A 25,180-nucleotide genomic window follows, 5' to 3' on the forward strand; every position below is an offset into this window, starting at 1 on the left:
CGGCAGGCAGGCGCTTCAGCTTCGCTTCAGTGCGCCGGTGTCCAATCCGGCGGCGCCGACTTCCACGGCCTGGACCGACCTGATGCGACTGTTGCTGATCGAAGACGACCACCTGCTGGGCGAGGGGCTGGCAGACTACCTGCGTGGCGAGGGGCACCAGGTCGACTGGTTCACCGCACTGGAACCGCTGCGGTCGCTGATCGGCGAGCCGTACGACACCTGGCTGGTCGACTGGAACCTGCCCGATGGGTCCGGGCTGCAGTGGCTGACGTCCCAGCGCGCCCGCGGCGCCACCACGCCGGCCATCATGCTCACGGCGCGTGACCAGCTCGTGGACCGCATCGACGGGCTCGACGGTGGCGCCGACGACTACCTGATCAAGCCCTTTGCGCCGGAAGAACTGGCCGCCCGCGTCCGTGTGCTGGCACGGCGGCACATTGGTGGCGCCGGTGCGCTGCGGCAGCTGGGGGCCGTGACGGTGGATCTCATCGCCCGCGCGGTGACGCTGGCCGGTGCCCGGGTCGATCTCACGGCACGCGAGTGGCTGCTGCTGGAGGCGCTGGTGCTGCGCGCCGGGCGCATCGTCGCCAAGCAGGATCTCGACGCGCTGGCCAACGGCTTCGACGGCGATACCACCAGCAATGCGCTGGAGGTGCACATCAGCAACCTGCGGCGCAAGCTCGGGCGTGAGGTGATCGAGACCGTGCGCGGCATGGGCTACCGGGTGCCGAAATGAGGGCTGCTGCCGCCACGCCGTCGATCCGCGCGCGCCTGGCACATGCCTGGCTGATGGCCGCGCTGGCCTGGACGCTGGCTGCCGGCGTGGCGGTGTGGCTGGTCGTCCGCCATGAGATCCACGAGGTGCTGGACCATGCGCTGCAGGAGTCGGGCGAGCTGCTGTACGGCATGCTGTCGATGCCGGTGGCCGCTGCGGTGCTGACGCAGTCGCACGGGGCGTCGCTGGCGGCGCCGCGGCATCAGGAGAACCTGGTCTGGCAAGTGGTCGGTCCCCGCAATGAGCTGCTGCTCCGCTCGCATGCCGCGCCGTCCACCCCGTTGCTGGCTGCTCCCACCATCGGCCTGTCCGATCTCGGGACGGCCTGGCGTGTGCATGGCATGGCCCTGCCGGCGCCGGCTGGCGCGATGCTCTACGTGGCCCAGCCCGGCTGGGAGCGGCATGAGGCGGAGCTGGAAGCCGCCTTCCTCAGCGGCCTGGCCGCGCTGCTGGTGGGTGTTGCAGGCTCGGTCTGGGCGCGGCGCCTGCTGGTGCGTGAGTTGCGCCCGCTGGAGCAGCTGTCGCACGCCGTGGCGCGCCATGATCCCCTGGAACCCAGCCACGAGCTGCTGCATGTCGATCGCGCCGAACTCGTCCCCCTGCGCCAGGCCATCGTCGAACTGGGTTCACGGGTGGCGCGCCGCGTCGCCAGCGAGCGTGCGTTCTCGGCCCATGCCGCCCATGCCCTGCGAACACCGCTGGCGGGCATCGACGCCCAGCTGGCGGTGGCCCTGCGTGCCGCCCCGCCCGATGTGGCGCAGCGGTTGCAGCGCGTACGCCAGGCGGCCCAGCGCCTGCAGCAGGTGGTGGTGGCCCTGCTGGCGCTGTTCCGCAGCGGTGCCGAGCCCCAATGGCAGCGGGTGGACCTGGCGGCACTGGTGCACCGGCTGCCGGTGGCCGAGCTGCAGGTGCATGTCCGCGGCCTGCCGCAGGTGGTCGTCGATCCCGACCTGCTGGCGGCGGCCCTGGCCAATCTGTTCGACAACGCCGCCCGCATGGGTGCCAGGGCGGTGATCGTGGATGCCACCAGCATCGACGATGGTGGCGTTCTGATCTCGGTCAGTGACGACGGCCGCGGCATGATTCCGCCGCTGCGCGCTGCGCTGTCCGACGAGCTGACGTCTGGCCGTTATGCCCGCCCACTGGGTCTGGGCCTGATGCTGGCCGATCTGGTCGCCCGCGGGCATGGCGGCCGGGTCAGCCTGCCGGCACCGGCCAGCGGCGCAGGCGCGGGCACCACGGTCTGCCTGCGGTTGGGTCCGCAGCGGTTGCCGGGCGGTGCCACGGCTGCCTGATGTCGTCGGCCGGCCGCCTGTCCACCGGCGTTGATGCCGCCCGAACACCACGACGGGCCCCCGGCCTGGGTCACGCCGCCAGGCGTTTCTCCATGAACACGCTCAGCGGGTGGTCGGGGTAGCTGCCGAACGGCCCGCGGCGCACGAAGCCTGCCCTGGCGTAGAAGGCCAGCGCCTCGGTCTGGTACGGCCCCGTCTCCAGGCACAGCTGACGGCAGCCCATGCCCGCAGCGGCCGTCTCCAGCACCTGCATCATCTGCTGCGCCAGGCCCTGGCCACGGGCGGCTGGCTGCAGGTACATGCGCTTGAGTTCACCCCGCGAGCCGTCCACCACCACCGCAGCGCAGCCCACCGCCTGGCCTGCGGCATCGCGTGCCACGGCGAAGGCCACGTTCGGCTGCTTCAGCGCCGTCAGGTCCAGCGCATAGCGCGCCTCGGGCGGGTACAGCGTGTCCTGGTAGGCATCCAGCTCGGCGATCAGCGTGATCACCGCGGGTTGGTCGGGCGATTCCAGCGTCACCGGCATGCGGGCCTCCGTGGGTCAGCGGATGAACTGGTCGACGTAGGCCGCGCCCAGACCCACGGCCTCGTAGTGCTGGCAGCACATCTTGATCTTGGTGAACACATCCTCGTAGCCGGTGGTCTGTCCGGCCTCATCCACATAGACCATCGCGCCGTGAATGTTGAAGAAGGTGATCATCTCGGTGGCGCCCACCTGTTCATCCACCACCAGGGTGTGGATCTCGCCCGGCGGCTCGTAGACGAAGCTGCCTTCGGTGGCCACCCAGTCGTGCTCCAGGTAGCGCCAGGCGCCGCGGAGCACATAGCCCGTCACCCAGGACGGATGGATGTGGCGCGACAGCACGCCCGCCTTGCGCACCCGCAGCAGGTTGCACCAGCTGCCGGTCACCGTGTTCAGCAGCAGCGGGCGGAACCACACGGCGGGCGCCTGCGGCACCCACACCCGCTCGTCGTCGGGGATGGCCTGGACAGCGATCTCGGGCTGGATGCCGGGCAGTTGCACGATCATGGGTTGGTCTCCTTCAACTGATGAGGTAGCCGCCGTCCACCGGCAGCACCACCCCGGTGACGAACTGCGCCGCGGGGCTGGCCAGGAACAGCACCGGCCCGGCCACGTCGGCCGGCGTGCCCCAGCGGCCCAGCGGCGTGCGTGCCAGGATCTGCTGGCTGCGTGCCGCGTCGTCCTGCAGCGCCTGGGTCAGCGGCGTGGCGATCCAGCCCGGCGCCACCGCGTTCACGCGGATGCCCTCGGTCGCATAGGCGATGGCCAGGCTCTTGGTCAGCTGGGCCACGCCGCCCTTGCTGGCGCTGTAGCCCGGCACCAGGCCGCCGCCGAAGAAGCTGAGCATCGATGCGGTGTTGATGATGCAGCCTCGCTGCGCGGCCAGCGCCGGGCGGGCGGCGGCGCACACCCGCATCGTGCCGGTGAGGTTGATGTCCACGGTGTCGGCAAAGGCCAGCGGGTCGTGCTCGGCGCCGCGGCGGATCACGCCGGCGCAGTTCACCACCACGTCCAGCGGGCCGAGTGCGGCCACCAGGGCCTGGACCGCTGCGCCGTCGCGCACGTCAAGCAACCGGGGCGTGGTGTTGGCGCGCCCAGCGGCCGCATCGACTTCTGCTGCCGTGGCGCCAGTCACGGTGACCTGGTCGCCCAGCGCCGCAAACGCCGCGGCAATGCCGGCGCCGATGCCGCTGGTGCCGCCGGTGATCAGGACCTGGCGTGCCATCACAGATCCTGCAGCGCGGTCTGCAGCTGCTGCTGGAACCGCGCCGCATCGCCCAGCGCCTGGGCATTGAGCAGGGCCAGCTTCACCAGCAGCAGCTCGCTCTTGTCGGGGCCTGCCTGGTCGATGGCGGTGGCCAGGGCGTCGTAGACGGTTTCCAGGCCGGTGATGTCGAGGCCGGGCGGTGAGGCGGTCATGCTGGAGTCTCCGTGTCAGGCGGGCAGGGCGGTGGCCAGGGCCGCCTGCAGGCGGTCGGCATCCAGCCGCAGCCAGCGGGCGCACACATGCTGGTCAGGCCGCAGCAGGTAGGCGGCGCCATCGGCAGGCACGGCGTAGCGCTGGCGCACGCGGCCGGCGGCATCGGGCAGGTGGGCATCGGCGCCGGCCACCGGCTGGGCCGCGCCGATGGCCAGCACCCGCAGCGGCACGCCTTGCTGGCGGGCGGCCTGCACGACCTTCTGCACGCCGGCCGGCAGTGGGGCGGTGGTGAACACCAGCAGGTGGAAGCCGGCGCCGATGTGGTCGAGCAGAAAGTCGTCGTCGCCCAGCCGCACGTTCTGCGGCGGTGCGCCGTGGCCCGGGCCGCCATCGAAGCAAGAATCGTCGTCGTCCCTGCAATTCAGCGCCGACTGCAGGTAGGCGTGCGGGCGCGAGGTGCGCCAGTGGTACAGCGGCCGCACGAAGTCCTGCGTCAAGGACAGCGACAGCACCGCATCCCGCAGCAGCCGGAAGCCGCGGCTGGGCGGCGCCATGAAGCGGGTGCTCTTGCCGGCCTCGTGGATGATCTCGCGCGCCGCGCCCACCCGCTCGGCGCTGTAGCTTGCCAGCAGGGCCGGGCCGGCGGTGCCGCGCAGCACGCAGGCCAGCTGCCAGCCCAGGGCCTGCGCATCCTGGAAGGCGGTGTTGGCGCCGCGCACGCCGAAGATCGGCAGCAGGTGCGCCGCATCGCCGGCAAACAGCACGCGGCCCACCCGGTAGTCGGGCAGCGTCAGCGTGCGTGCCGCGTACACCGAGCACCAGTCCATCTCCCAGGGCGTGCCCGCGTGGCCGATCATCGCCAGCTGGGCGTCGATGCGGGTGCGCATCGAGTCAGGCTGCAGCGCCTGTTCCGGCGTCTCGCCCGGCGGCAGCTGGTAGTCCACCCGCCAGATGCCATGCGGCTCGCGGTGCATCAGGATGGTGTTGCCGCGGTTCCAGTCGGGGTCGAAGAAGGCCAGCCGCTCGGTGGGGTAGGGCAGGTCGATGCGGATGTCGGCGATGACGAACAGGCTCTCGAACGACGCGCCCTCCATCTTCAAGCCCAGCTGGCTGCGGATGGCCGAGCGGCCGCCGTCGGCGGCCACCAGCCAATCCGCCTGCAGGGTGTACGGGCCTTCCGGCGTGTCGATGGTCAGACAGGCATGGTCGGGCTGCTGGTCCACCTGCGTCAGCAGGTTGCCCCAGCGCAGGTCGACCAGGCCGGTGGCGGCGCAGGCGTCGATCAGGGCCTCTTCCAGGAACTGCTGCTGGATGTTGAGCATCGGGCCGAAGCGGTCGTCGTCGTCATGCGGCGCCTCCATGCGGAACACCCGCTGGCCGCGGTAGAACGAGTTGCCGCAGCGCCAGGGCAGGCCCTGCGCCATCAACCGGCCGGCCACGCCCACCTGCTGCAGGATCTCCAGCGTGCGCCGGGTGAAGACGATGGCCCGGCTGCCGGCCGACACCTGCAGCTCGGCATTCAGCACCACGCTGGGCACGCCGTGGCGGGCCAGCTCCAGCGCTGTCACCAGGCCGGCCGGGCCGGCACCGGCAATCACCACCCGGTGCCGCGGCTGCGGCGGGTGGGCCGACGGCAGCCAGGGTGCGTGCACCTGGTAGCGGTGGTACAGCGACGGGCGTGGCGTGGTGCTGGGCTGGTGCATGGCGCTGCCAGTGTGCCTGCAGCGGTGCGCTGCCGATAATCGGGCTTCTCTCCAGGAGCACCCCATGTCCACCGTCGGCTTCGACACCACCCAGGTCCTGATCAACGGCCACTGGCGCGCCTGCGCCAGTGGCGAGACCCTGCCGCTGCTGAACCCCAGCGACGGCAGCCTGCTCGCGCAGATTGCCCGCGGCAACGCCGCCGACGTGGACGCCGCCGTGGCCGCCGCCCAGGCCGCGCTCACCGGCCCCTGGGGCCAGCTGACTGCCGCCGAGCGCGGCCGCATCCTGCTGAAGATGAGCGCGCTGACGCTGCAGCGCGCCGACGAGCTGGCCCGCCTGGAGGCGCTGGACGTCGGCAAGCCGGTCAAGCAGGGCCGCGCCGATGCGGTGGCCATGGCCCGCTACCTGGAGTTCTACGGCGGCGCGGCCGACAAGGTGCATGGCGAGACCATCCCGTTCGCCAACGGCTACACCGCGCTGACGCTGCGCGAGCCGCACGGCGTCACCGGCCACATCGTGCCCTGGAACTACCCGATGCAGATCATCGGCCGCAGCGTGGGCGCGGCGCTGGCCATGGGCAATGCCTGCGTGCTCAAGCCCGCCGAGGAGGCCTGCCTCACTGCGCTGGCCTTCGGCCACATCGCGCTGGAAGCGGGGCTGCCGGCGGGCGCGCTGGCCATCGTGCCCGGCCTGGGCGAGGAGGCCGGCGCCGCGCTGTCCAGCCACCGCGGCGTGGCCCACCTGTCGTTCACCGGCTCGGTGGCGGTGGGCCAGCTGATCCAGACGGCGGCGGCGCAGAACACCATCCCCGTCACGCTGGAGCTGGGTGGCAAGAGCCCGCAGATCGTCTTCGCCGATGCCGACCTGGACGCGGCCCTGCCCTTCCTGGTCAACGCCGGCATCCAGAACTGCGGCCAGACCTGCTCGGCGGCCAGCCGCATCCTGGTGGAGCGACCGGTGTTTGACGAGGTGCGGCGCCGCATGGCCGAGCGCTACGCCGCGCTGCGCGTGGGCCCGGCGATGGACGACCTGGACGTGGGCCCGGTGATCTCGCCGCGCCAGCGCGAGATCGTGCAGGGTTTCCTGGCCATCGCCCGCGACACCGGCCTGCAGGTGGCCGCCCAGGCCACGCTGCCGGCCAACCTGCCCGCCGGCGGCTGCTACGTGCCGCCCACGCTGCTGGCGCCGGCCACGGCCGATCACCGGCTGGCGCAGGAGGAGATCTTCGGCCCGGTGCAGGTGATGATCCCGTTCGACGGCGAGGCCGAGGCGCTGGCCATCGCCAACGGCACCAACTACGGCCTGGTGGCCGGCGTGTGGACGCGCGACGGCGGCCGCCAGCTGCGCATGGCGCGCAAGCTGCATTGCGGCCAGGTGTTCATCAACAACTACGGCGCGGGTGGTGGCATCGAGCTGCCGTTCGGCGGCGTCAAGCACTCGGGCCACGGCCGCGAGAAGGGCTTCGAGGCGCTGTACGGCTTCTCGTCGTTGAAGACCGTGGCCATCAAGCACGACTGAGGCGGGCCGGCCTCTGCCGCCGGGTCAGCCCTGCGGCAGGTCGGCGGGGTCGGGGTGGGCGCGCAGCTGGGTGTTCAGCTCGTCGACCACCAGCGCCCAGTCGCTGTCCTGGCCGAAGCTTTCGCGGATCAGCGCCGCCTGGGCCGGGCTCCAGAACGGCGCGTCGCGCAGCAGGATGTTGCCGTCCAACGGGCGGTGGTGCTGGATGAAGGTGCGGATCGCTTCCGGCGTGTTCTGCAGCCCCAGCTGGGCAAACAGCTCGGGCAGGTCGTGGCGGGTGGTGTCCATCGGCGTGCTGCTCAGCGTGACGCGGCCGGTGCCGGCGGCACGGCGGGCACTGTCGTGGTGATCTGGGTCAGCACGCCGCCTTCGGCCACCGAGCCGCTGCGTGTGCCCTCGCCCAGCGCCATGCGCTCGCAGGCCGTGCGGTCGGCCTCCAGCACCCGCTGGCAGCGGCGCAGCGCGTTGGCGCGCAGCTGCTCCGGGCCTTCGCCGTTGTCCAGGCTGTGGCGGCGGGTCTCGGCGCGTGCGGCGCCGGCTTCCTTCAGGCAGGTGTGGCGGTCCTGGGCGCTGCGCCCCGCCAGGCAGGCGGCGCGGTCTTGCCGGTAGGTGGCATCGGCCTGGCTGTCGCGCGGCAGCGCCAGGGCTGCGCTGGTGGCCAGTGCCAGCAGCAGCGCCGGCAGCAGGGTGTTCAGGCGGAGGTGTGGCATGGTGGGCTCCAGGTGCGCGGCGGGTGTGCCGGTGCTCTGGCGCCATGGTGCTGCCCGGCAGCCGCCGCCAGCGTCAGCCGCGGCGGCTGCCGGTTGTAGGACGGCAGCCCGGCTGGGTTCTCACACAACTTCTCAGCCGCGCAGCACCGCGGCCATGGCCTCGGCCGTGCGGTCGACGTTGCCGGTGTTCAGCCCGGCCACGCAGATGCGGCCCGAGCGGATCAGGTAGACCGCATGCTGCTCGCGCAGCTGGTCGACCTGGGCAGCGCTCAGGCCGGTGTAGCTGAACATGCCGCGCTGGCTGAGGAAGTAGCCGAAGTCGCGCCCCGGTGCCAGCGTGGTCAGGCGTGCATGCAGCGCCACCCGCATCGCGGCGATGCGCTCGCGCATGGCTGCCAGCTCGGCCTGCCACAGCGCGCGCAGGTCGGCATCGCCCAGCACATGGGCGACGATCTTGGCCGCATGGATGCCCGGGCTGGAATAGATGCGCCGCACGGTGAAGCGCAGCTGGCCCAGCACCAGGTCGGCTTCGGCCTTCGTCGCGCACACCGCGCTCAGCGCGCCGCAGCGCTCGCCGTAGACGCTCATGCTCTTGGAGAACGAGTTGGCGACGAAGTAGGTGAGGCCGGCCGCCGCCAGCGCCCGCACCGCATAGGCATCCTCGTCGATGCCGTCGCCGAAGCCCTGGTAGGCCAGGTCCAGGTAGGGCAGCAGCTGGCGCTCGCGCAGCACCGGGATCAGCGCGTCCCACTGCGCCGGGCTCAGGTCGACGCCGGTGGGGTTGTGGCAGCAGGCATGCAGCAGCACGATGCTGCGTGCCGGCAGGCCGCGCAGGGTGTCGAGCATCGCATCGAAGCGCACGCCGCCGGTGGCCGCGTCGTAGTACGGGTAGGTTTCCACCCGGAAGCCGCTGCCCTCGAACATCGAGCGGTGGTTGTCCCAGGTCGGATCGCTGACCCAGACGCCGGCCTCGGGCAGCCAGGTCTTGAGGAAGTCGGCGCCCACCTTCAGCCCGCCCGAGCTGCCCACCGTCTGGATGGTGGCCACGCGGCCTTCGGTGATGGCCGGGTGGCCGCCGCCCAGCAGCAGCTTGGCCACTTCGGCGCGGCAGGCGGCGTCGCCCTCCATCGGCAGGTAGGGCTTGGCGCCGCCGGCGGCCAGGATGCGGGCCTCGGCCTGCTGCACGCTGGGCAGCACCGGCAGGCGGCCCTGTTCGTCGAAGTAGATGCCGATCGACAGATTCACCTTCTGCGGCCGGGCATCGGCATGGAAGGCGTCGACCAGGGCGAAGATCGGATCGCCCGCGTAGGGCTGGATGTGCTCGAACATCGGGGGCTCCTGAATGAAGCCGCCGATTATCCCGGGCGCGTCAGCTGGCCAGGGCTTGTTCGATGTCGCTGGCCAGCTTGGCCGGCGCATCCTGCGGCGCGTAGCGCTTGATCACCCGGCCGTCGCGGCCGACCAGGAACTTGGTGAAGTTCCACTTGATGCCCTTGCTGCCCAGCAGGCCGGGCGCCTCGTCCTTCAGCCAGGCGAACAGCGGGTGGGCGTCGCCGCCGTTGACCTGGGTCTTGGCCATCATCGGGAAGCTGACGCCGTAGTTCAGCTGGCAGAAGCTGGCGATCTGGTCGTTGCTGCCCGGGTCCTGGCCGCCGAACTCGTTGCTGGGAAAACCCAGCACCACCAGGCCGCGGTCGCGGTAGGTGGTCCACAGCGTCTCCAGCCCGGCGAACTGCGGCGTGAAGCCGCAGGCACTGGCGGTGTTGACGATCAGCAGCACCTGCCCGGCATGGTCGGCCAGGCGCACGGTTTGGCCGGTGATGTCCTGCAGCGTGAGATCGGGAAGGGTGGTGGCGGGCATGGCGGTGTGCAGCGCGTGGCAGGCAGTGGCGAACTCCTCATCGTATCCCCGGGTTTTGCCCGCCGGGTCGCCAGCGGTGCTGGCGCCCCGCTGGCGACCGGGCCATACTGCGGCACCTGCTCCCTCCGTCCGGCCATGCCCGTCCCGATCCCGGTCGCCATCCTCGGTTTCAGCGCCTTCGACCGCAAGGCGCTGGCGTCGTATTTCCAGCTCAGTGGCCGCAGCCTGCCGCGCTATGCCCATGTGCTCAACGCCGACCTGGCCGACCTGGTGATCGCCGACGCCGACGAGCCCGGTGTGCTGGAACTGCTGCAGACCCTGGGCCGCGTGCAGGACGCGCTGTTCATCGGTGCCCTGGCCCCGCCCGAGGCCGGCGCCTGGATGATGCGACCGATCGACCAGACCCAGGTGCTGCGCGAGCTGGACGCGCTGATGGCCCAGCGTGACAACCCGGCCTCGCAGCCGCTGCCGCTGCCGCTGCCCAGCAGCCTGGGCCAGGGTGCGCTGCGCACCATCGGCACGCTGGAACTGCCGGGCCTGCCCACCCGCCGCGCCGACGACGACGCCCCGCCGCCGCGCCGCCATCCGGCCCAGCTGGATCCGCGCGAGGCCCGCCGCCGCGAGCTGGAGGCGCTGCGCCGGCCGCTGGTCACGCCACGCGCCCTGCTGGTCGACGACAGCGAGGTGGCGCTGCACTTCCTCAAGCGCCAGCTGCTGGCCTATGGCGTCGAGGCCGACCTGGCCCGCCACAGCGAGCGTGCGCTCGACCTGCTCACCCACCATGTCTACGGCCTGGTGTTCCTGGATGTCGACCTGGGCCCGCACAGCCGCACCGACGGTCTGACGCTGTGCCACCAGATCCGCTACCGGCTGCGCCATCCCGGCGGCCGGGCGCCGATGGTGGTGATGGTCTCGGCCTTCCATGATCCGGTCGACCAGGTGCGTGGCACGCTGGCCGGCGCCGAGGCCTACCTCGGCAAGCCGCTGGACCTGCCCGCGCTCGACCAGCTGCTGGGCCGCCAGGGCCTGTACCGGCCGCCGGGCGCCACCGGCGCCGGTGCGCGGCAGCCCGGCCAGCGCCCGTAGCAGCGCGTCAGTCGCGCTGCACCGTGGCCAGCAGCGCACCGCCCAGGATCATCAGCGCACCCACCGCCTCGCGCCAGCCCAGCATGCCGGCGCCCAGCGCCAGGGCGGATGCGCTGGCGAAGAACACCTCGCTGAGCATCACCACCGAGGTGGTGTTGGCCGGCAGCCGGGCCGCGCCGTACTGCAGTGTCAGGTTCGACGCCAGGAACCAGGCCGCCAGGCCCAGTGCCGCCAGCGCCCAGCCCCAGGCCAGCGGTGGCGGCGGCTGCGCGCTGCCGCTGGCCGTCAGCCAGGCGGCCAGCACCAGGGACACCACCGCACCGCCGGCAAACATCGCCAGCGCCCGGGCCGATTCGGGCTGGTGCGCCTCGCGCCGCAGCAGCACGTTGTTCAGCGCAAAGCAGAAGCCGCCCAGCAGCCCCAGCACATCGGGCAGCAGCCCGGGCACGGTGCCGGCCACCGGCGCCGTGCCTGCCGCGCCAGCCGGCCACAGCACCACCAGCGCGCCGGCCAGTGCCAGCGCCACCCGCAGCGCGCCGCGGGCGCTGATGCGCTCGCCCAGCAGCGCCCACGACAGCAGCACCGTCCACAACGGCATCAGGTAGAACAGCAGCACCACCCGCACCACGTCGCCGATGCTCACCGCCCAGTTGAAGCAGGCGTTGGTGCCGCCGGCGGCCAGCACCAGCCACCACAGCGTGCGCGTGCGCAGCAGCTGCCCGGCTGCCGCCGGTCGCGCCAGCAGCAGCACCACCACGGCGATGCTGTAGATGCAGCCGGTCAGCCACAGCGGGTGCAGCCCCTGGGCGCCCAGCTGGCGGAACGGCCACCAGCTGACGCCCCAGGTGAAGGCGTTGAACACCAGGCCGCCCACCGCCAGCCAGCGGGCGGTGCCCTGGACGGCGGCGCCGGTCAATGCTTGTCGGTCCGGGCGATGGCGAGGAGGCGCTCGACCTCGTCGCTGTGGTCGATGCAGTTGCGCTGGTGCCAGCGGCGGATCAGCCACATCACCACCGCCACGCTGGTGCCCAGCACCGCGATGGCACTGAAGGCCGACAGCCCCAGCTTGACCATGCCGACGTACAGCGCACCCAGCGCCAGGATGCAGGCCTGTTCGTTGAAGTTCTGCACTGCGATCGACCGGCCCGCGCCCATCAGGTTGTGGCCGCGGTGCTGCAGCAGCGCGTTCATCGGCACCACCAGGTAGCCGCACACCGCGCCCATGACGACCAGGAAGGGCACCGCCGTCCAGATGTTGGTGAGGAAGTTCAGCCCGATCATCAGGAAGCCCACCGCGATGCCCAGCGGCAGCACGCCCACCGCGCGGTCGAGCTTCAGGGTGGACGAGGCGATCACCGCGCCGATCACCGAGCCCAGGATCACCACCCCGGCCAGGTTGGAGGCCTGCATGGTGCTGTAGCCCAGCGCCGCGGCGGCCCAGGCGAAGACGATCACCCGCAGGTTGCCGAACACGCCCCACAGCAGGGTGGTGGTGGCCAGCGAGATCTGGCCCAGCTTGTCCGACCACAGGCGTGAATTGCAGTCGGCGAAGTCGCGCACCAGTTCGGCCGGGTTGGCCGCCAGCGGCCGCAGCGGCGCCTCGGTGCGCGGGATGTAGAGATTGATGACGGCGGCCAGCATGTAGACCAGCACCATGGCGGCAATGGCCGCTTCGGGCGGTGTGTCGACCCCGAAATCGATGCCGGGGAAGTCGAAGCCCAGCAGCAGGCCCGACAGGCGCGGGCCGATCAGCTGGCCGCCCAGCAGGATGCCCAGGATGATGGAGCCGATGGTCAGGCCCTCGATCCAGCCATTGGCCTTGACCAGTTGCGACGGTGGCAGCAGCTCGGTGAGGATGCCGTACTTGGCCGGCGAGTAGGCCGCCGCCCCCAGCCCCACCACTGCATAGGCCAGCAGCGGGTGGCTGCCGAACAGCATCATCAGGCAGCCCAGCACTTTGATGCTGTTGCTGATGAACATGACGCGGCCCTTGGGCACGGCGTCGGCAAAGGCGCCGACGAAGGGCGCCAACAGCACATAGAACAGCGCGAACATCGGCGCCAGCGCCGGCACCTGCCAGGACGGCGCGTTCGACGACTTCAGCAGTTCGATGGCAGCCACCAGCAGCGCGTTGTCAGCCAGCGAGCTGAAGAACTGCGCCGCCATGATGGTGTAGAAGCCTTTTTTCATCCGCTTTCCGGCCCGCTGCTGGCTGTGCTACCGGCGAGGGGGGCACCCCACCGTTGTCTCCGATCGGTACGCAAGGGGGCCAGGCTGACGGCACCATGCATGCCGTCCGGGTGGCGATGCCCGGACGCGGCGCGGTTATAGCACGCACCTTGCCAGGCTCCCCGTGACGTCTGCCCGCGCTGTCAGAATTGCCGATTCACCTCCGGCGCTCCCGCCGACCACGCTTGAGTCCACCGTGCCCCGCCCGATCGAAGCCCTGATCCACCCCGATGCCCTGGCCCACAACCTGGCGCGTGCCCGCGCCCATGCGCCGGATGCCAGGGTGTGGGCGGTGGTCAAGGCCGACGCCTACGGCCACGGCATCGAGCGGGCTTTTGCCGGCCTGCGCGGCGCCGACGGCTTCGCCCTGCTCGATCTGGCCGAGGCCGAACGCCTGCGCGCGCTGGACTGGCGCGGCCCGATCCTGCTGCTCGAAGGCGTGTTCGAGCCGCGCGACCTGGAGCTGTGCTCGCGCCTGAGCCTGTGGCATGCGGTGCACTGTGAGCAGCAGATCGACTGGCTGGCCCGCCACAAGACCCATGCGCCGCACCGGGTGTTCCTCAAGATGAACAGCGGCATGAACCGCCTGGGCTTCACGCCGGCGGCCTTCCGCCAGGCCTGGGCGCGGCTGAATGCGCTGCCGCAGGTCGACGAGATCTCGCTGATGACGCACTTCAGCGATGCCGACGGCCCGCGCGGCATCGCCCACCAGGTGGCTGCCTTCCAGGCCGCCACGCAGGATTTGCCGGGCGAGCGCAGCATCAGCAACAGCGCTGCGGTGCTGCGCCACATGGGCCCCGGCGGCGTGGCCAGCGACTGGGTGCGCGCCGGCATCCTCTGCTACGGCAGCGCGCCCGACGTTCCGCAGCACGGCATCGACCACTGGCAGCTGCAGCCGGCGATGACGCTGCGCAGCCAGATCATCGGCCTGCAGGATCTGCAGCCCGGTGACACCGTGGGCTATGGCAGCAGCTTCACCGCGCCGCAGGCCATGCGCATCGGCGTCGTCGCCTGCGGCTATGCCGACGGTTACCCGCGCCTGTGCCCCACCGGCACGCCGGTGCTGGTGGACGGCGTGCGCTGCCGCACCGTGGGCCGGGTGTCGATGGACATGCTCACCGTCGACCTGACGCCGGTGCCGGCCGCCGGCATCGGCAGCGAGGTCACGCTGTGGGGCCGCGGCCCGGGCGGTGCCGTGCTGCCGATCGACGAGCCGGCCGCCGCCGCCGGCACCATCGGCTACGAGCTGATGTGCGCGCTGGCACGGCGGGTGCCGGTCGCGGTGGCCTGATCAGCCTGCGCGGCGCCGGGCCCGCAGCGCCAGGCCGGCCAGGCCGGCCAGCCACAGTGCGGTGGTGGCCGGCTCGGGCACGGCCTGCACCTGCAGGCTGGCGCTGACGGCCGGTGTCGTCTCGGTCCAGGCCAGATCGTCCAGCACCTCGTCCCGGAAATCCCACAGCGTGCACTGCACCGAATTGTCGAAGCCCACGCATTCGCGCGTGCCCACCGTGACGGCGCGGTACAGATCCTTGGCCTGCGTGACCAGGGCGGCGGCCGTCACGGTGTGCAGGCCAGGCTGGTCGAAGCGCAGGGTCACCTGCCAGCTGGTGGTGTAGTCGGTGCGTGGCGCGGCGTCGGGTTGGGTGTTGCGCTGCTGCACCGGCCTGCCGCCCACCAGCAGTTGCAGGTCCAGATCGGTCAGCCGGTCGTTCCAGGCTTCGCGGTAGGCTGATTGCCAGCGCTGGAAGCCGATGTCCGGTGATGGCTCGCCATCGCCGTTGTCGAAGCTCCAGCCCTCCTGGATCTGGAAGAAATCCAGCCGGAAGTCGACCGTGCCGCCGGCCATGATGGTGGTGGGCGATTGCGCAGTCAGCGTGAGGGTGGGCAGGCCGGCATCCGCACCCAGGGCCAGGCAGGCCAGTGCGGTGGCTGTGAGGGTGCGGCGCATCGGTGTCTCCTCGCGTCCTTGTGGTGCTTCGCCGGGGCTGGACCTGGCGCGATGGCGACAATACGCGCCATGGCCACCAAGGACAAGACCCAGTACACCTGCAACGCCTGCGGCGCCAGCAGCGCCAAGTGGCTGGGCAAGTGCCCCGGCTGCGGCGAATGGAACACCCTGGAGGAGACCGTCGCCGAGGCCAGCGGTGCCGCCCGCCACCGCTACCAGAGCCTGGCCAAGACCCAGGCGGTGACCACGCTGTCGGAGATCGAGGCGGCCGACGTCGAGCGCACGCCCACCGGCCAGCCCGAGCTGGACCGGGTGCTGGGCGGCGGCATCGTCGAAGGCGGCGTGGTGCTGATCGGCGGCGACCCCGGCATCGGCAAGAGCACGCTGCTGCTGCAGGCGGCCGAAACCCTGAGTTCACAGGTCAAGGTGCTGTATGTCACCGGTGAGGAAAGCGGTGCCCAGGTGGCACTTCGGGCCCGCCGCCTCGGCCTGGCCGGCACCCAGCTGCGGGTGCTGGCCGAGATCCAGCTGGAGAAGATCCAGGCGGCGCTGGCGGTTGAATCACCGGCCTTCTGCGTGATCGACTCGATCCAGACCGTCTACAGCGACCAGCTCACCAGCGCCCCCGGCAGCGTGGCCCAGGTGCGCGAATGCGCGGCGCAGCTCACCCGCACCGCCAAGGCCAGCGGCTGCGCCATCGTGCTGGTCGGCCATGTCACCAAGGAAGGCGCGCTGGCCGGCCCGCGGGTGCTGGAGCACATCGTCGACACGGTGCTGTATTTCGAGGGCGACACCCACAGCAGCTACCGGCTGGTGCGGGCGATCAAGAACCGCTTCGGCGCGGTCAACGAGATCGGCGTGTTCGCGATGACCGAGCGCGGGCTCAAGGGTGTCAGCAACCCCAGCGCGATCTTCCTGTCCACCCACGGCGCGCCGGTGCCGGGCAGCTGCGTGCTGGTCACGCTGGAGGGCACGCGGCCGCTGCTGGTGGAGATCCAGGCGCTGGTCGACAGTGGCGGGCCCAGCCCGCGGCGGCTGTCGGTCGGCCTGGAGCGCGACCGCCTCGCCATGCTGCTGGCGGTGCTGCACCGCCACGCCGGCGTGCAGTGCGGCGACCAGGACGTGTTCGTCAATGCGGTCGGCGGCGTGCGCATTTCCGAGCCGGCGGCCGACCTGGCGGTGCTGCTGGCCATCCAGGGATCCTTGCGCGGCAAGGCGCTGCCCAGCGGCTTCTTCGCCTTCGGCGAGGTGGGCCTGGCCGGCGAGGTGCGGCCGGCCCCGCGCGGGCAGGAGCGGCTGAAGGAAGCTGCCAAGCTGGGTTTTTCCATCGCCCTGGTGCCGCGCGCCAATGCACCCAAGAAGCCGATCGAAGGCCTCACGGTGCATGCGGTCGAGCGCATCGAGGAAGCGATCGAGGTGGTGCGCGGGCTCTAGTCCCGCGCCGGATCACACACAGGCAGGACAGGCATGGACGCAAGACTGGGTTGGGCGCTGGCGGTGGTCGGCGTGGCGCTGGGCTGGGTGCAGTGGGGCTGGCAGGGGGTGCTGCTGGCGTTGTCGGTCATCGTCTTCTGGCTGCTGCTGCAGTTCACCCGCGCGCTGCGGGCCATGCGCGTGGCCGGTGGCGCGCCGGTGGGCCATGTGGCCAGCGCGGTGATGCTGCAGGCCCACCTGAAGAAGGGCCACCGGCTGATGGACATCATCCTGCTCACCCGCAGCCTGGGCGAGAAGCTGGCCGACGACCCGGAAACCTTTCGCTGGACCGACGCTTCCGGCGCATCGGTGACGGTGGAACTGGTCAAGGGCCGCTGCGTGCGGTGGTCGTTCGCGCGGCCGCCCGAGCCGGCCTGAGCGTGGCCGGCCTCCGGTCTCAGGCGCGGCGGCGGGCGACGAAGCCCACGGCGGCCAGGCCGACCAGCATCAGGGCGTAGGTCTCGGGCTCGGGCACTGGCGCGGCAATGTCGCTGGCAGCGGCCCACACCGTGGCGTGCGACAGGCCTGCGCTCTGGACGTCGGGAATGTCGAAGTTGATCACCGTGCCGGCGGTGACGCCCGGGCCCATCAGATAGGCCGCCACTTCGTTGCCTCCCTTCAGGGTGATGATGAACGGGCCGCCGATGTGTTGCAGGAAGCTCAGCGTGCCGCGCGATTCGTCGAGCGTGGTGCGCGCGGCATCGAAGACGGCCACCGTGGAGCCGCTGCCGATGTTGCTGTCCTTGTATGCCGTCAGCGAGGCCAGTGACAGGCCCTGCCAGCTGGTGCCGCCGACCAGCGCGGCCAGCTCGCCCGCGCTGTCGTTGCCGCCGACATAGCCGGCGCAGGCCGTGGCGGCCACCGACAGGTCGGTCAGCTGGCAGGCGCCCAGCGTGACGTTGCTGCCGCCATGGCCCACGCCATGCCCCTTGCCCGGGTTGGCCGGCTTGCCGGCGTGGGCGGTGAGGCTGGCGGCAGCCAGGGTGGCGATGGCCAGGGTGCGGGCGAAGGTCTTGGCGGTGGTGTGCATGGTCGGGTTCTTTGGCTGGAGTGGTCGCTCCGGGATGGACCGGACTGTGACCGACCGCGGCCCGCTTGCGAGGCCCGCCACCCCCGGAGCTGCGGGGGGTCCGGGCGTGCAAAAGTGGCAAAAACGATCGCTTCCTGCACCGGGCGTGAAGCCCGTCACACGGGGTGCCGGCGGTGGACCGCCGCATAGAATCGCCGCTCTGCATCCAATGAGGAATTCCGATGTCCATGTCCGACCGCGACGGCAAGATCTGGATGGACGGGCAGATGGTCGACTGGCGCGACGCCAAGATCCATGTGCTCAGCCACACCCTGCACTACGGCTGTGGCGCCTTCGAGGGCGTGCGGGCCTACAACACCGCCCAGGGCACGGCCATCTTCCGCCTGCAGGAACACACCGAGCGCCTGTTCAACAGCGCCAAGATCCTGCGCATGAAGATCCCGTTCACGCCCGAGCAGGTGATGCAGGCCCAGCTCGACGTGGTGCGCGAGAACAAGCTCGAGAGCTGCTACCTGCGCCCGCTGGTGTGGATCGGTGACCAGAAGCTGGGCGTCAGCCCCAAGGGCAACACCATCCACCTGATGGTGGCGGCCTGGCCTTGGGGCGCCTACCTGGGCGAGGAAGGCCTGGCCCGCGGCATCCGCGTCAAGACCAGCAGCTACACCCGCCACCACGTCAACATCACGATGACCCAGGCCAAGGCGGTGAGCAACTACACCAACAGCATCCTGGCCAACATGGAAGCCACGGATGAGGGCTACGACGAGGCCCTGCTGCTGGACTCGGCCGGCTTCGTCAGCGAAGGCGCGGGCGAGAACCTGTTCATCATCAAGAAGGGCGTGGTCTACACGCCCGACCTGTCCGCCGGTGCGCTCAACGGCATCACCCGCGACACCATCTTCAACATCTGCAACGACCTGGGTCTGACGCTGAAGGAAAAGCGCATCACCCGCGACGAGGTCTACATCTGCGACGAGGCCTTCTTCACCGGCACCGCCGCCGAAGTCACGCCGATCCGCGAGCTCGACCGCATCGAACTCGGCCGCGGCAGCCGCGGGCCGATCACCGAGAAGATCCAGGCGGCCTTCTTCGACATCGTCAACGGCCGCAACCCCAAGTACGCCGAATGGCTCACCAAGGTCTGACGCCATGACCCAACCCGTCGCCGTGGTCGAAGTGACCGCCCAGGATGTGCAGGGCCCCGGTGTGGTGGCCTGCCCGAACCCGAAGATGGCCCTCTGGAGCACCCACCCCAAGGTGTTCATCGACGTGGCCACCACCGGCGAGGGCAAGTGCCCCTACTGCGGCACCGTCTACCGCCTCAAGGCCGGCGAGCAGCTGCACGCACACTGACGGCAGCCGCCCGACGGCCCGTGGCCATGCCGGCCGACGCCGCACTGCCTGACCCGGCGCAGCTGCTGGCACTGGCCCAGTCGGCCCTGCTGACGCAGCTCGACCGGGACGACCCGGCCCATGCCGTGGCCCAGCTGCTGGCCGATCTGGCCCTGGCCAGCGGGCGCCGCGCCTGGGTCGACGACAACCCGTGTACCGCCCCGGCCCATGCCGATGGCAGCACGCTGCACCTGCCGCTGCAGCGCCTGGGCGCGGCCGTGGGCCGCCTGTGCCTGGCACCGGCAGCCGACCTGCCTGCCGTGCCTGCGGCGCAGGCGCTGGCCCCGGTCACCGACGCCCTGGCGGCGCTGCGCCTGCGCAGCCGGGCCAGCCAGCCGGCGCCGGACCAGGCGGGCTCGGCCAGCGGCGGTGCCCTGGTGCGGGCGGCGCTGCGTGGTGCCGGCACCTTCGTCTGGGAGTGGCACATCCCCAGCGACCGGTTGGGCGACATCGACGAAGGCTTCCAGCAGCTCGGCTATCCGCAGGCCCCCGCGCGCCGCACCCAGCAGGACTGGGATGGCCTGATCCACCCCGACGACCGCGCCGCCAACCACGAGGCCTACCTGCGCCATGCCCGTGGCGAGACGGAGCACTACGCCCACATCTACCGCGCCCGCGCGGCCGATGGCAGCTGGCACTGGCTGCAGGAGCGCGGCCGCATCGTCGACTGGACACCCGACGGCCAGCCGCTGCGCATGGTGGGTGTGCAGGCCGACATCACCACCCAGCGCCAGGCCGAGGCGGCGGCCAGCGCGGCTACCCAGCGGCTGGGCAAGATCGCCGCGCATGTGCCCGGCGCGCTGTTCCAGTTCCAGCGCGACGACGACGGCTTCGGCCGCTTTCCCTACATCAGCGAGCGCAGCCTGGCGCTGTTCGGCGTGGCTCCGGCCGAGCTGGCGGCCGATGCCGCCCGGCTGCTGCGCCGGGTGGAGGCCGCGCAGCGCGCCGTGGTGATGGCCAGCATCGATGCCTCCGGCGTCAGCCTGACGCCCTGGGTGCAGGAGTTCCAGGTGCACCGCACCGATGGCGCGCTGCGCTGGATCCGCGGCAGTGCCTCGCCGCAGCGCGAGCCCGATGGCCGCGTGCTGTGGCACGGCTACTTCGAGGACCTGACCGAGTGGCATGCGCTGGCCCGCGCCGACCACCGCCAGCGTGTGGCCGAGGCGGCCAACCTGGCCAAGAACGAGTTCCTCTCGCGCATGAGCCATGAGCTGCGCACGCCGCTCAACGCGGTGCTGGGCTTCGCCCAGCTGATGGGCCTGGACCCGCAGGCACCGCTGGCGCCCGACCAGCAGCGCTGGCTGGCGCTGATCCGCCAGTCGGGCGAGCACCTGCTGGCGATGATCGACGACCTGCTCGATCTCACCAGCATCGAGGCTGGCCGCCTGCCGCTGGCGCCACAGGCGCTGGACCTGCGGCCGCTGGCCGACGACGCCCTGGCCATGGTGGAGGCCGCCGCCGCCCGCCACGACCTGGCGCTGGCCTGCGAGGGCAGCGGCGTGCTGGCCTGGGCCGACCGCACCCGCCTGCGCCAGGTGCTGATCAACCTCCTGAGCAATGCCGTCAAGTACAACCGGCCCGGCGGCCGGGTGCTGGTGCGCCTGCTGGCGGCCGACGGCGAGGCGCAGCTGCAGGTGCACGACACCGGCCCCGGCTTGACCGCCGACGAGTGCGCCCAGCTGTTCGAGCCCTTCAACCGCCTCGGTCAGGCCCAGGGGCCGGTGGAGGGCACCGGCATCGGCCTGACGGTCACCCACCACCTGGTGCGGCTGATGGGCGGGCGCATCGCGGTGCAGAGCACCCCTGGCGTGGGCAGCTGCTTCAGCGTCACGCTGCCGTTGCCGGCGGCCCAGGGACTTCAGGGCACCAGCTTGCCGTAGAACACCACGGGCCCGGTGGGCTGGCCCGTCGGCGAGCCGCCGGCAGGCTCCACGCTGACGGCCATGTGGTCGATGCCGCTGCCCTTCAGGCCGCCTGGCAGGGCACCGGGCCGCAGCACGGTGACGCCGTCGCCGCGGATCAGGCCCAGCGACTTCGGCTTGCCTTCGGCCGGTGCCCACCACAGCTCCAGCGTGCGGTCGGTCTGCACCGACACCGGCTGCACCGGCCGGGCGACGGCGGCGCGGCCGTCGGCACTGAAGCTGGCCACCACGCTGCCGGCCACCGCCGGGTCCTTGCCGGTGGTCTGCAGCACCACCATCACCGGCGGCTCGCTGACATCGGGCCGGGTCAGCAGCACTGCCAGCCCCAGCGCGGCCACCGTGGCAAAGCCCGACAGCCCGCGCCAGAAGGCCAGGCCGCGCCACCATGGCAGCGGCGGCGCCGCGGCCGGTGCGGCCGCCTCGGGCCACAGCCGCTGGGCGATGCGGTCCCAGGTGTGGGCTGGCGGCGTCTGCTCCTCGATCACCGCGGTCAGCGGCATCAACCGGGCCTGCCAGTCGGCCACGGCCGCCCGCAGCGCCGGGTGGCCGGGCAGCAGGGCCTCGAAACGGCGCCGAGCACCACCGCGCAGCGTGCCGGCCACGTACTGGGCCGCCAGCGCATCGGCCAGGGTCTTGTTGGCGTAATCCATGTCAGATTCCCACGGCGCCGTCACCGGCGTCCCGTTGTGCGGACCGCTCCAGGCAGGTCTTGAGCGTCAGCAGGGCGCGGCGCACCCAGCTCTTGACCGTGCCCAGCGGCTGGCGCAGCTGGTCGGCCACCTCGGCATGGGACAGGCCGTCGAAGAAGGCCAGCGCCACGCTCTGCCGCTGCTGGGCGCTCAGGCCCTCCATGCAGTGGCCGAGCTGGCGGGCATCGCTGGCGCGCTCCAGCAGGTCGGCCGGGCCGGGGGCGTCGTCGGCCAGCCGCTCGGCGCCATCGGGCCGGTCGTCGTCGTCATCGTCGCCGTGCAGCGATTCCAGGCGCGGCTGGGCCTGTGCCCGGCGCAGGCTGTCGATGGCCTTGTTGCGGGCGATGTGGGTCAGCCAGGTCAGCGGCTGGGCGCGCTGGGCATCGAAGCTGCCAGCGGCTTTCCAGGCGCTGACGTAGACCTCCTGCAGCAGGTCGTCGGCGAGGTCGCGGTCACGCTGGATGCGCAGGATGACCGCATACAGGTGGCCACTGCTGAGCGCGTAGACGCGGCGGAAGGCGGCGCGGTCGCCGAGGGCACTGCGTGCCAGCTGCTGCGCCAGCTCCTGGCTGCGCGCGGTCCAATCGGTCTGGGGTGTCTTCATCGGGGTTGGGCCTTCGGTGGGGCGTGCCTGTGTTGTCTCCGTGCCATCGAGGGGGGCTGCCTACAATCCGCGACCATGTCGCGACTGAATGAATTCATCCTCACCTTGGCCTGCCGGGACACCACCGGCATCGTCCATGCCGTCTCCGGCCTGCTGTACCAGGCTGGCTGCAACATCATCGACTCCCAGCAGTTCGGTGACGTGCAGGGTGAGGATGCCACGGGTTTGTTCTTCATGCGTGTGCACTTTGCGGCACCTCCGCACCTGGCCGACGTGGCGATGCTGGAGAACCTGTTCAGCCATGTACGCACGCAGCACGGAATGGATGCACGCTTCCATGCGGTGGCGCAGCGCCCGCGCCTGCTGCTGATGGTCAGCAACCACGGCCATTGCCTGAACGACCTGCTGTTCCGCTGGAAAAGCGGGCAGCTGGCGGTGGACATCCCGGCCATCGTCTCCAACCACGCCACCTACGCCGCGCTGGCCGACAGCTACGGCATCCCGTTCCACCACCTGCCGCTGCCGCCCGGGGCGGATGCCACCACCAAGCGCGCGCAGGAGCAGCAGGTGGAGGCCCTGATCGACCGCGAGCGCATCGACCTGGTGGTGCTGGCGCGCTACATGCAGATCCTGAGCCCCGAGTTCTGCGCCGTGCTCAAGGGCCGGGCGATCAACATCCACCACAGCTTCCTGCCCAGCTTCAAGGGCGCCAAGCCGTACTTCCAGGCCCATGCCCGCGGCGTGAAGCTGATCGGCGCGACTGCGCACTACGTCACGGCCGACCTGGACGAGGGCCCGATCATCGAGCAGGACGTGGAGCGGGTGGACCACGCCATGTCGGCCGAGCAGATCACCGCCGTGGGCCGCGATGTGGAATGCGTGGTGCTGGCCCGCGCAGTGCGCTGGCATGTGCAGCACCGGGTGCTGATGAACGGCCACAAGTCGGTGGTCTTCCGCTGACGCCTGCCATGCCCATCACGCCGCCCCGCGCCGCCCACCTGATGGCCTCGCCCGACGATGTCGAGGCGCAGTTCTACGAGGCCCTGCGCGAGGCCGACCTGGACAAGCTGATGGCCCTGTGGGCCGACGACGACGAGGTGTTCTGCGTGCACCCCGGCGGACCGCGGGTGGTGGGGCAGCAGGCCATCCGCGTCGCCTTCGAGGCGGTGTTTGCCAGCAGCGGCCGCATCCAGGCCCAGCCCGAGCGGGTGCGGCGGGTGCACTCGATCGACAGCGCGGTGCACAACCTGGTCGAGCGCATCGAGCTGCAGACGTCCGAGGGCGCCCGCACCGGCTTCGTGGTGGCCACCAACGTCTACATCAAGACCGCCCAGGGCTGGCGCATGGTGGCCCACCATGCCAGCCCCGGCACCGCGCAGGAGACACCGGAGATCGTGGAAGCGCCGTCGGTGCTGCACTGAGGCGTGGTGACGGCGCGCATGCAGGCCTTCCGCGCCCCCTGGTGGCTGCCTGGCGGCCATGCGCAGACCATCTGGGCCGCCAAGCTGGCCCGCCACGCGCCTGCGCCGGGGCCTGCGCCGCGCTGGCGCCGCGAGCGCTGGACCACGCCCGACGCCGACTTCATCGAGGTCGACTTCCTCGACACCCCCGCGCCGGCCGGCACGCCGCTGCTGGTGCTGTTCCACGGGCTGGAGGGCTCGTCGGCCAGCCACTATGCCCAGGCCTTCGCGCGCTGGGCGGCGGCGGCGGGCTGGCGGATGGCCGTGCCGCACTTCCGCGGCTGCTCGGGCCCGCTGAACCTGGCGCCGCGGGCCTACCACTCGGGCGACTTCGAGGAGATCGGCTGGATCCTCGGCCGCCTGCGGCTGCAGAGTCCGGGGCCGGTGCAGGCGGTGGGCATCTCGCTGGGCGGCAATGCGCTGCTGCGCTGGGCGCAGGAGGCCGGCGACAGCGCTGCCGCGGTGGCCAGCGCGGTGGCGGCGGTGTGCTCGCCAGTGGACCTGGCGGCCAGCGGCCAGGCCATCGGCCGTGGCTTCAACCGGCAGGTCTACACCCGCATGTTCCTGCAGACCATGAAGCCCAAGGCGCTGGCCAAGCTGGCCCAGCACCCGGGCCTGTTCAACCGCGAGGCCCTGCTGGCCGCCAGCGACCTGTACCAGTTCGACAACCTGTTCACCGCGCCGCTGCACGGCTTCCGCGACACCGCCGACTACTGGGCCCGTGCCTCGGCCAAGCCGCACCTGGCGCGCATCCGCATCCCGGCGCTGGTGCTCAATGCGCTGAACGACCCGTTCGTGCCCGCGGCCAGCCTGCCGCGGCCTGGCGAGGTCGGGCGGCATGTGCAGTTGTGGCAGCCGCCGCACGGCGGCCATGTCGGCTTTCCGCAGGGGCGATTCCCGGCCCATGTGCACACGCTGCCGCAAGCCGTGGCAGGCTGGCTGGCCCAGCACCGCTGATCCACCGGACCCGCACCATGGACGCCATCGTCGAAGCCGCCCTGAAGAAATGGCCCAACGTGCCGCACTGCCACGGCTGGCTGGCGCTGGACGCGCGCGGCGACTGGTACATGCGCGACGACCGCATCCAGGCCGCCGGCCCGTTTCCGCAGGTCAAGGGCAGCCGCATCGACCACGACAAGCTCAAGGCCTTCATCGCCCGCAACTACCAGGCCGATGCCGACGGCTGCTGGCACTTCCAGAACGGCCCGCAGCGCGTCTACGTGCAGCTGGAGGCCACGCCCTGGGTGTGGCGGGTGCAGTGGCCCGATGGCGATGTCGATGGCACGCCCTCGGTCACCAGCCACACCGGGTTGGCGGCGCAGGTGCAGGGCTGCTGGCTGGACGCTGAAGGCCGGCTCTACCTCAGCACCGATCTGGGTCTGGGCCTGGTGCACAGCCAGGACATGCTGGACGCTGCCCGTGCCATCGAGCAGGGCCTGTGGACACCGCAGCCGCTGGACGCGGCCGAGGCGCCGCGGCGCTTCGGCTTCGTGCGCGATCCGCGGCCCTGACCTCCAGCAACCAAGGCCGGAATGAAGAAA

At 71.5% G+C, this 25,180-nt stretch carries 29 protein-coding genes; 14 read left to right on the forward strand and 15 right to left on the reverse strand.

The annotated features are described in order from the left end of the window. Window positions 1–82 precede the first annotated feature (82 nt). Together FFT10_RS18495 and FFT10_RS18500 are read left to right on the forward strand one after the other, a co-directional pair. A complete protein-coding gene (locus tag FFT10_RS18495; protein WP_137734340.1) occupies window positions 83–736 on the forward strand; it encodes a response regulator in 654 nt (217 codons plus the stop codon). Next, window positions 733–2,070, forward strand: a complete 1,338-nt coding sequence (locus tag FFT10_RS18500) for a sensor histidine kinase (protein WP_137734341.1) — start codon at window positions 733–735, stop codon at window positions 2,068–2,070. Before FFT10_RS18495 ends, FFT10_RS18500 begins: the two co-directional genes overlap by 4 nt. Before the next feature lie 70 nt (window positions 2,071–2,140). Here the strand turns inward: FFT10_RS18500 and FFT10_RS18505 are convergent, their stop codons facing one another. The 5 genes from FFT10_RS18505 to FFT10_RS18525 are packed head-to-tail and all read right to left on the reverse strand — an operon-like array spanning window position 2,141 to window position 5,716. Further along, window positions 2,141–2,596 (reverse strand): GNAT family N-acetyltransferase, encoded by a 456-nt coding sequence (locus tag FFT10_RS18505; RefSeq protein WP_137734342.1) that lies wholly within the window; start codon window positions 2,594–2,596, stop codon window positions 2,141–2,143. 15 nt (window positions 2,597–2,611) lie between these two features. After that, window positions 2,612–3,100 carry a 2,4'-dihydroxyacetophenone dioxygenase family protein gene (locus FFT10_RS18510; protein WP_137734343.1) on the reverse strand — a complete coding sequence of 163 codons (489 nt, stop codon included), beginning with the start codon at window positions 3,098–3,100 and terminating at the stop codon, window positions 2,612–2,614. A 13-nt stretch (window positions 3,101–3,113) separates the two neighbouring features. Next, the gene (locus tag FFT10_RS18515) at window positions 3,114–3,818 is read right to left on the reverse strand and encodes an SDR family NAD(P)-dependent oxidoreductase (protein WP_137734344.1); all 705 of its coding nucleotides are present in this window, start codon (window positions 3,816–3,818) and stop codon (window positions 3,114–3,116) included. Continuing rightward, window positions 3,818–4,012, reverse strand: coding sequence for a DUF2783 domain-containing protein (locus FFT10_RS18520; RefSeq protein WP_137734345.1), 195 nt, complete (start codon window positions 4,010–4,012; stop codon window positions 3,818–3,820). Before FFT10_RS18520 ends, FFT10_RS18515 begins: the two co-directional genes overlap by 1 nt. 15 nt (window positions 4,013–4,027) lie before the next feature. Further along, window positions 4,028–5,716, reverse strand: a complete 1,689-nt coding sequence (locus FFT10_RS18525) for an FAD-dependent monooxygenase (RefSeq protein WP_137734346.1) — start codon at window positions 5,714–5,716, stop codon at window positions 4,028–4,030. Window positions 5,717–5,780: 64 nt separating this feature from the next. Between FFT10_RS18525 and FFT10_RS18530 the strand changes: the two genes are divergently transcribed. After that, entirely contained in the window at window positions 5,781–7,235 is a 1,455-nt protein-coding gene (locus FFT10_RS18530) for an aldehyde dehydrogenase family protein (RefSeq protein ID WP_137734347.1), read from the forward strand. Window positions 7,236–7,259: 24 nt separating this feature from the next. Here the strand turns inward: FFT10_RS18530 and FFT10_RS18535 are convergent, their stop codons facing one another. The 4 genes from FFT10_RS18535 to FFT10_RS18550 form a co-directional block, all read right to left on the reverse strand. Beyond that, on the reverse strand, window positions 7,260–7,523 hold the full coding sequence (locus tag FFT10_RS18535; RefSeq protein WP_137734348.1) for a DUF2789 domain-containing protein: 264 nt from the start codon (window positions 7,521–7,523) through the stop codon (window positions 7,260–7,262). 11 nt (window positions 7,524–7,534) lie between these two features. After that, window positions 7,535–7,945 (reverse strand): hypothetical protein, encoded by a 411-nt coding sequence (locus tag FFT10_RS18540; protein ID WP_137734349.1) that lies wholly within the window; start codon window positions 7,943–7,945, stop codon window positions 7,535–7,537. Window positions 7,946–8,077: 132 nt separating this feature from the next. Next, window positions 8,078–9,274: an amino acid aminotransferase gene (locus tag FFT10_RS18545; protein WP_137734350.1), complete on the reverse strand. Its 1,197-nt coding sequence runs from the start codon at window positions 9,272–9,274 to the stop codon at window positions 8,078–8,080. A 40-nt stretch (window positions 9,275–9,314) separates the two neighbouring features. Next, on the reverse strand, window positions 9,315–9,806 hold the full coding sequence (locus tag FFT10_RS18550; protein WP_137734351.1) for a glutathione peroxidase: 492 nt from the start codon (window positions 9,804–9,806) through the stop codon (window positions 9,315–9,317). A gap of 135 nt (window positions 9,807–9,941) precedes the next feature. On the opposite strand from FFT10_RS18550, the gene FFT10_RS18555 reads away from it, so the two are divergent. Continuing rightward, window positions 9,942–10,892, forward strand: coding sequence for a response regulator (locus FFT10_RS18555; RefSeq protein WP_137734352.1), 951 nt, complete (start codon window positions 9,942–9,944; stop codon window positions 10,890–10,892). Window positions 10,893–10,899: 7 nt separating this feature from the next. On the opposite strand, the gene FFT10_RS18560 is transcribed toward FFT10_RS18555, so the two are convergent. Next, on the reverse strand, window positions 10,900–11,808 hold the full coding sequence (locus FFT10_RS18560; RefSeq protein WP_228027174.1) for a DMT family transporter: 909 nt from the start codon (window positions 11,806–11,808) through the stop codon (window positions 10,900–10,902). After that, window positions 11,805–13,082, reverse strand: coding sequence for a lysophospholipid transporter LplT (gene lplT / locus FFT10_RS18565; protein WP_137734353.1), 1,278 nt, complete (start codon window positions 13,080–13,082; stop codon window positions 11,805–11,807). Before lplT ends, FFT10_RS18560 begins: the two co-directional genes overlap by 4 nt. 235 nt (window positions 13,083–13,317) lie before the next feature. Between lplT and alr the strand changes: the two genes are divergently transcribed. Continuing rightward, entirely contained in the window at window positions 13,318–14,412 is a 1,095-nt protein-coding gene (alr, locus tag FFT10_RS18570) for an alanine racemase (protein WP_137734354.1), read from the forward strand. On the opposite strand, the gene FFT10_RS18575 is transcribed toward alr, so the two are convergent. Further along, a complete protein-coding gene (locus tag FFT10_RS18575) occupies window positions 14,413–15,069 on the reverse strand; it encodes a PEP-CTERM sorting domain-containing protein (RefSeq protein ID WP_228027175.1) in 657 nt (218 codons plus the stop codon). Window positions 15,070–15,138: 69 nt separating this feature from the next. Here FFT10_RS18575 and radA point away from each other — a divergent pair, with 69 nt between their 5' ends. Together radA and FFT10_RS18585 are read left to right on the forward strand one after the other, a co-directional pair. Continuing rightward, window positions 15,139–16,503, forward strand: coding sequence for a DNA repair protein RadA (gene radA, locus FFT10_RS18580; RefSeq protein WP_137734355.1), 1,365 nt, complete (start codon window positions 15,139–15,141; stop codon window positions 16,501–16,503). Window positions 16,504–16,536: 33 nt separating this feature from the next. Next, window positions 16,537–16,920, forward strand: coding sequence for a hypothetical protein (locus FFT10_RS18585; protein WP_137734356.1), 384 nt, complete (start codon window positions 16,537–16,539; stop codon window positions 16,918–16,920). 19 nt (window positions 16,921–16,939) lie between these two features. On the opposite strand, the gene FFT10_RS18590 is transcribed toward FFT10_RS18585, so the two are convergent. Then, a complete protein-coding gene (locus tag FFT10_RS18590) occupies window positions 16,940–17,572 on the reverse strand; it encodes a PEP-CTERM sorting domain-containing protein (RefSeq protein WP_137734357.1) in 633 nt (210 codons plus the stop codon). 221 nt (window positions 17,573–17,793) lie between these two features. On the opposite strand from FFT10_RS18590, the gene FFT10_RS18595 reads away from it, so the two are divergent. From FFT10_RS18595 to FFT10_RS18605, 3 genes are read left to right on the forward strand one after another with little or no spacing between them, the layout of a single operon-like run. Next, window positions 17,794–18,717, forward strand: coding sequence for a branched-chain amino acid transaminase (locus FFT10_RS18595; RefSeq protein ID WP_137734358.1), 924 nt, complete (start codon window positions 17,794–17,796; stop codon window positions 18,715–18,717). Between the two features lie 4 nt (window positions 18,718–18,721). Further along, a complete protein-coding gene (locus tag FFT10_RS18600) occupies window positions 18,722–18,925 on the forward strand; it encodes a zinc-finger domain-containing protein (RefSeq protein ID WP_137734359.1) in 204 nt (67 codons plus the stop codon). Window positions 18,926–18,951: 26 nt separating this feature from the next. Then, entirely contained in the window at window positions 18,952–20,844 is a 1,893-nt protein-coding gene (locus FFT10_RS18605) for a sensor histidine kinase (RefSeq protein WP_137734360.1), read from the forward strand. On the opposite strand, the gene FFT10_RS18610 is transcribed toward FFT10_RS18605, so the two are convergent. After that, window positions 20,823–21,536: an anti-sigma factor gene (locus tag FFT10_RS18610; protein ID WP_137734361.1), complete on the reverse strand. Its 714-nt coding sequence runs from the start codon at window positions 21,534–21,536 to the stop codon at window positions 20,823–20,825. The two genes, FFT10_RS18605 and FFT10_RS18610, sit on opposite strands and share 22 nt — an antisense overlap. Before the next feature lies 1 nt (window position 21,537). Then, on the reverse strand, window positions 21,538–22,179 hold the full coding sequence (locus FFT10_RS18615) for a sigma-70 family RNA polymerase sigma factor (RefSeq protein WP_137734362.1): 642 nt from the start codon (window positions 22,177–22,179) through the stop codon (window positions 21,538–21,540). Between the two features lie 75 nt (window positions 22,180–22,254). On the opposite strand from FFT10_RS18615, the gene purU reads away from it, so the two are divergent. Genes purU through FFT10_RS18635 form a run of 4 tightly spaced genes read left to right on the forward strand, consistent with a single transcriptional unit; the run spans window position 22,255 to window position 25,150 of the window. Then, the gene (purU, locus tag FFT10_RS18620; RefSeq protein ID WP_137734363.1) at window positions 22,255–23,139 is read left to right on the forward strand and encodes a formyltetrahydrofolate deformylase; all 885 of its coding nucleotides are present in this window, start codon (window positions 22,255–22,257) and stop codon (window positions 23,137–23,139) included. 8 nt (window positions 23,140–23,147) lie between these two features. Further along, window positions 23,148–23,600, forward strand: coding sequence for a YybH family protein (locus FFT10_RS18625; protein ID WP_137734364.1), 453 nt, complete (start codon window positions 23,148–23,150; stop codon window positions 23,598–23,600). Between the two features lie 18 nt (window positions 23,601–23,618). Next, entirely contained in the window at window positions 23,619–24,596 is a 978-nt protein-coding gene (locus tag FFT10_RS18630; RefSeq protein ID WP_137734365.1) for a YheT family hydrolase, read from the forward strand. A gap of 17 nt (window positions 24,597–24,613) precedes the next feature. Further along, window positions 24,614–25,150 (forward strand): DUF2946 family protein, encoded by a 537-nt coding sequence (locus FFT10_RS18635; RefSeq protein ID WP_137734366.1) that lies wholly within the window; start codon window positions 24,614–24,616, stop codon window positions 25,148–25,150. The last annotated feature ends 30 nt before the right edge of the window (window positions 25,151–25,180 follow it).

The organism is Pseudaquabacterium pictum (assembly GCF_005403045.1).
Lineage (GTDB): Bacteria > Pseudomonadota > Gammaproteobacteria > Burkholderiales > Burkholderiaceae_C > Pseudaquabacterium > Pseudaquabacterium pictum.

Coding starts and splice junctions, on each gene's coding strand:
- FFT10_RS18495 (WP_137734340.1), top strand. CDS start 83: ATGCGACTGTTGCTGATCGAAGACGACCACCTGCTGGGCGAGGGGCTG.
- FFT10_RS18500 (WP_137734341.1), top strand. CDS start 733: ATGAGGGCTGCTGCCGCCACGCCGTCGATCCGCGCGCGCCTGGCACAT.
- FFT10_RS18505 (WP_137734342.1), bottom strand. CDS start 2,596: ATGCCGGTGACGCTGGAATCGCCCGACCAACCCGCGGTGATCACGCTG.
- FFT10_RS18510 (WP_137734343.1), bottom strand. CDS start 3,100: ATGATCGTGCAACTGCCCGGCATCCAGCCCGAGATCGCTGTCCAGGCC.
- FFT10_RS18515 (WP_137734344.1), bottom strand. CDS start 3,818: ATGGCACGCCAGGTCCTGATCACCGGCGGCACCAGCGGCATCGGCGCC.
- FFT10_RS18520 (WP_137734345.1), bottom strand. CDS start 4,012: ATGACCGCCTCACCGCCCGGCCTCGACATCACCGGCCTGGAAACCGTC.
- FFT10_RS18525 (WP_137734346.1), bottom strand. CDS start 5,716: ATGCACCAGCCCAGCACCACGCCACGCCCGTCGCTGTACCACCGCTAC.
- FFT10_RS18530 (WP_137734347.1), top strand. CDS start 5,781: ATGTCCACCGTCGGCTTCGACACCACCCAGGTCCTGATCAACGGCCAC.
- FFT10_RS18535 (WP_137734348.1), bottom strand. CDS start 7,523: ATGGACACCACCCGCCACGACCTGCCCGAGCTGTTTGCCCAGCTGGGG.
- FFT10_RS18540 (WP_137734349.1), bottom strand. CDS start 7,945: ATGCCACACCTCCGCCTGAACACCCTGCTGCCGGCGCTGCTGCTGGCA.
- FFT10_RS18545 (WP_137734350.1), bottom strand. CDS start 9,274: ATGTTCGAGCACATCCAGCCCTACGCGGGCGATCCGATCTTCGCCCTG.
- FFT10_RS18550 (WP_137734351.1), bottom strand. CDS start 9,806: ATGCCCGCCACCACCCTTCCCGATCTCACGCTGCAGGACATCACCGGC.
- FFT10_RS18555 (WP_137734352.1), top strand. CDS start 9,942: ATGCCCGTCCCGATCCCGGTCGCCATCCTCGGTTTCAGCGCCTTCGAC.
- lplT (WP_137734353.1), bottom strand. CDS start 13,082: ATGAAAAAAGGCTTCTACACCATCATGGCGGCGCAGTTCTTCAGCTCG.
- FFT10_RS18575 (WP_228027175.1), bottom strand. CDS start 15,069: ATGCGCCGCACCCTCACAGCCACCGCACTGGCCTGCCTGGCCCTGGGT.
- radA (WP_137734355.1), top strand. CDS start 15,139: ATGGCCACCAAGGACAAGACCCAGTACACCTGCAACGCCTGCGGCGCC.
- FFT10_RS18585 (WP_137734356.1), top strand. CDS start 16,537: ATGGACGCAAGACTGGGTTGGGCGCTGGCGGTGGTCGGCGTGGCGCTG.
- FFT10_RS18590 (WP_137734357.1), bottom strand. CDS start 17,572: ATGCACACCACCGCCAAGACCTTCGCCCGCACCCTGGCCATCGCCACC.
- FFT10_RS18595 (WP_137734358.1), top strand. CDS start 17,794: ATGTCCATGTCCGACCGCGACGGCAAGATCTGGATGGACGGGCAGATG.
- FFT10_RS18600 (WP_137734359.1), top strand. CDS start 18,722: ATGACCCAACCCGTCGCCGTGGTCGAAGTGACCGCCCAGGATGTGCAG.
- FFT10_RS18605 (WP_137734360.1), top strand. CDS start 18,952: ATGCCGGCCGACGCCGCACTGCCTGACCCGGCGCAGCTGCTGGCACTG.
- FFT10_RS18610 (WP_137734361.1), bottom strand. CDS start 21,536: ATGGATTACGCCAACAAGACCCTGGCCGATGCGCTGGCGGCCCAGTAC.
- FFT10_RS18615 (WP_137734362.1), bottom strand. CDS start 22,179: ATGAAGACACCCCAGACCGATTGGACCGCGCGCAGCCAGGAGCTGGCG.
- purU (WP_137734363.1), top strand. CDS start 22,255: ATGTCGCGACTGAATGAATTCATCCTCACCTTGGCCTGCCGGGACACC.
- FFT10_RS18625 (WP_137734364.1), top strand. CDS start 23,148: ATGCCCATCACGCCGCCCCGCGCCGCCCACCTGATGGCCTCGCCCGAC.
- FFT10_RS18630 (WP_137734365.1), top strand. CDS start 23,619: ATGCAGGCCTTCCGCGCCCCCTGGTGGCTGCCTGGCGGCCATGCGCAG.
- FFT10_RS18635 (WP_137734366.1), top strand. CDS start 24,614: ATGGACGCCATCGTCGAAGCCGCCCTGAAGAAATGGCCCAACGTGCCG.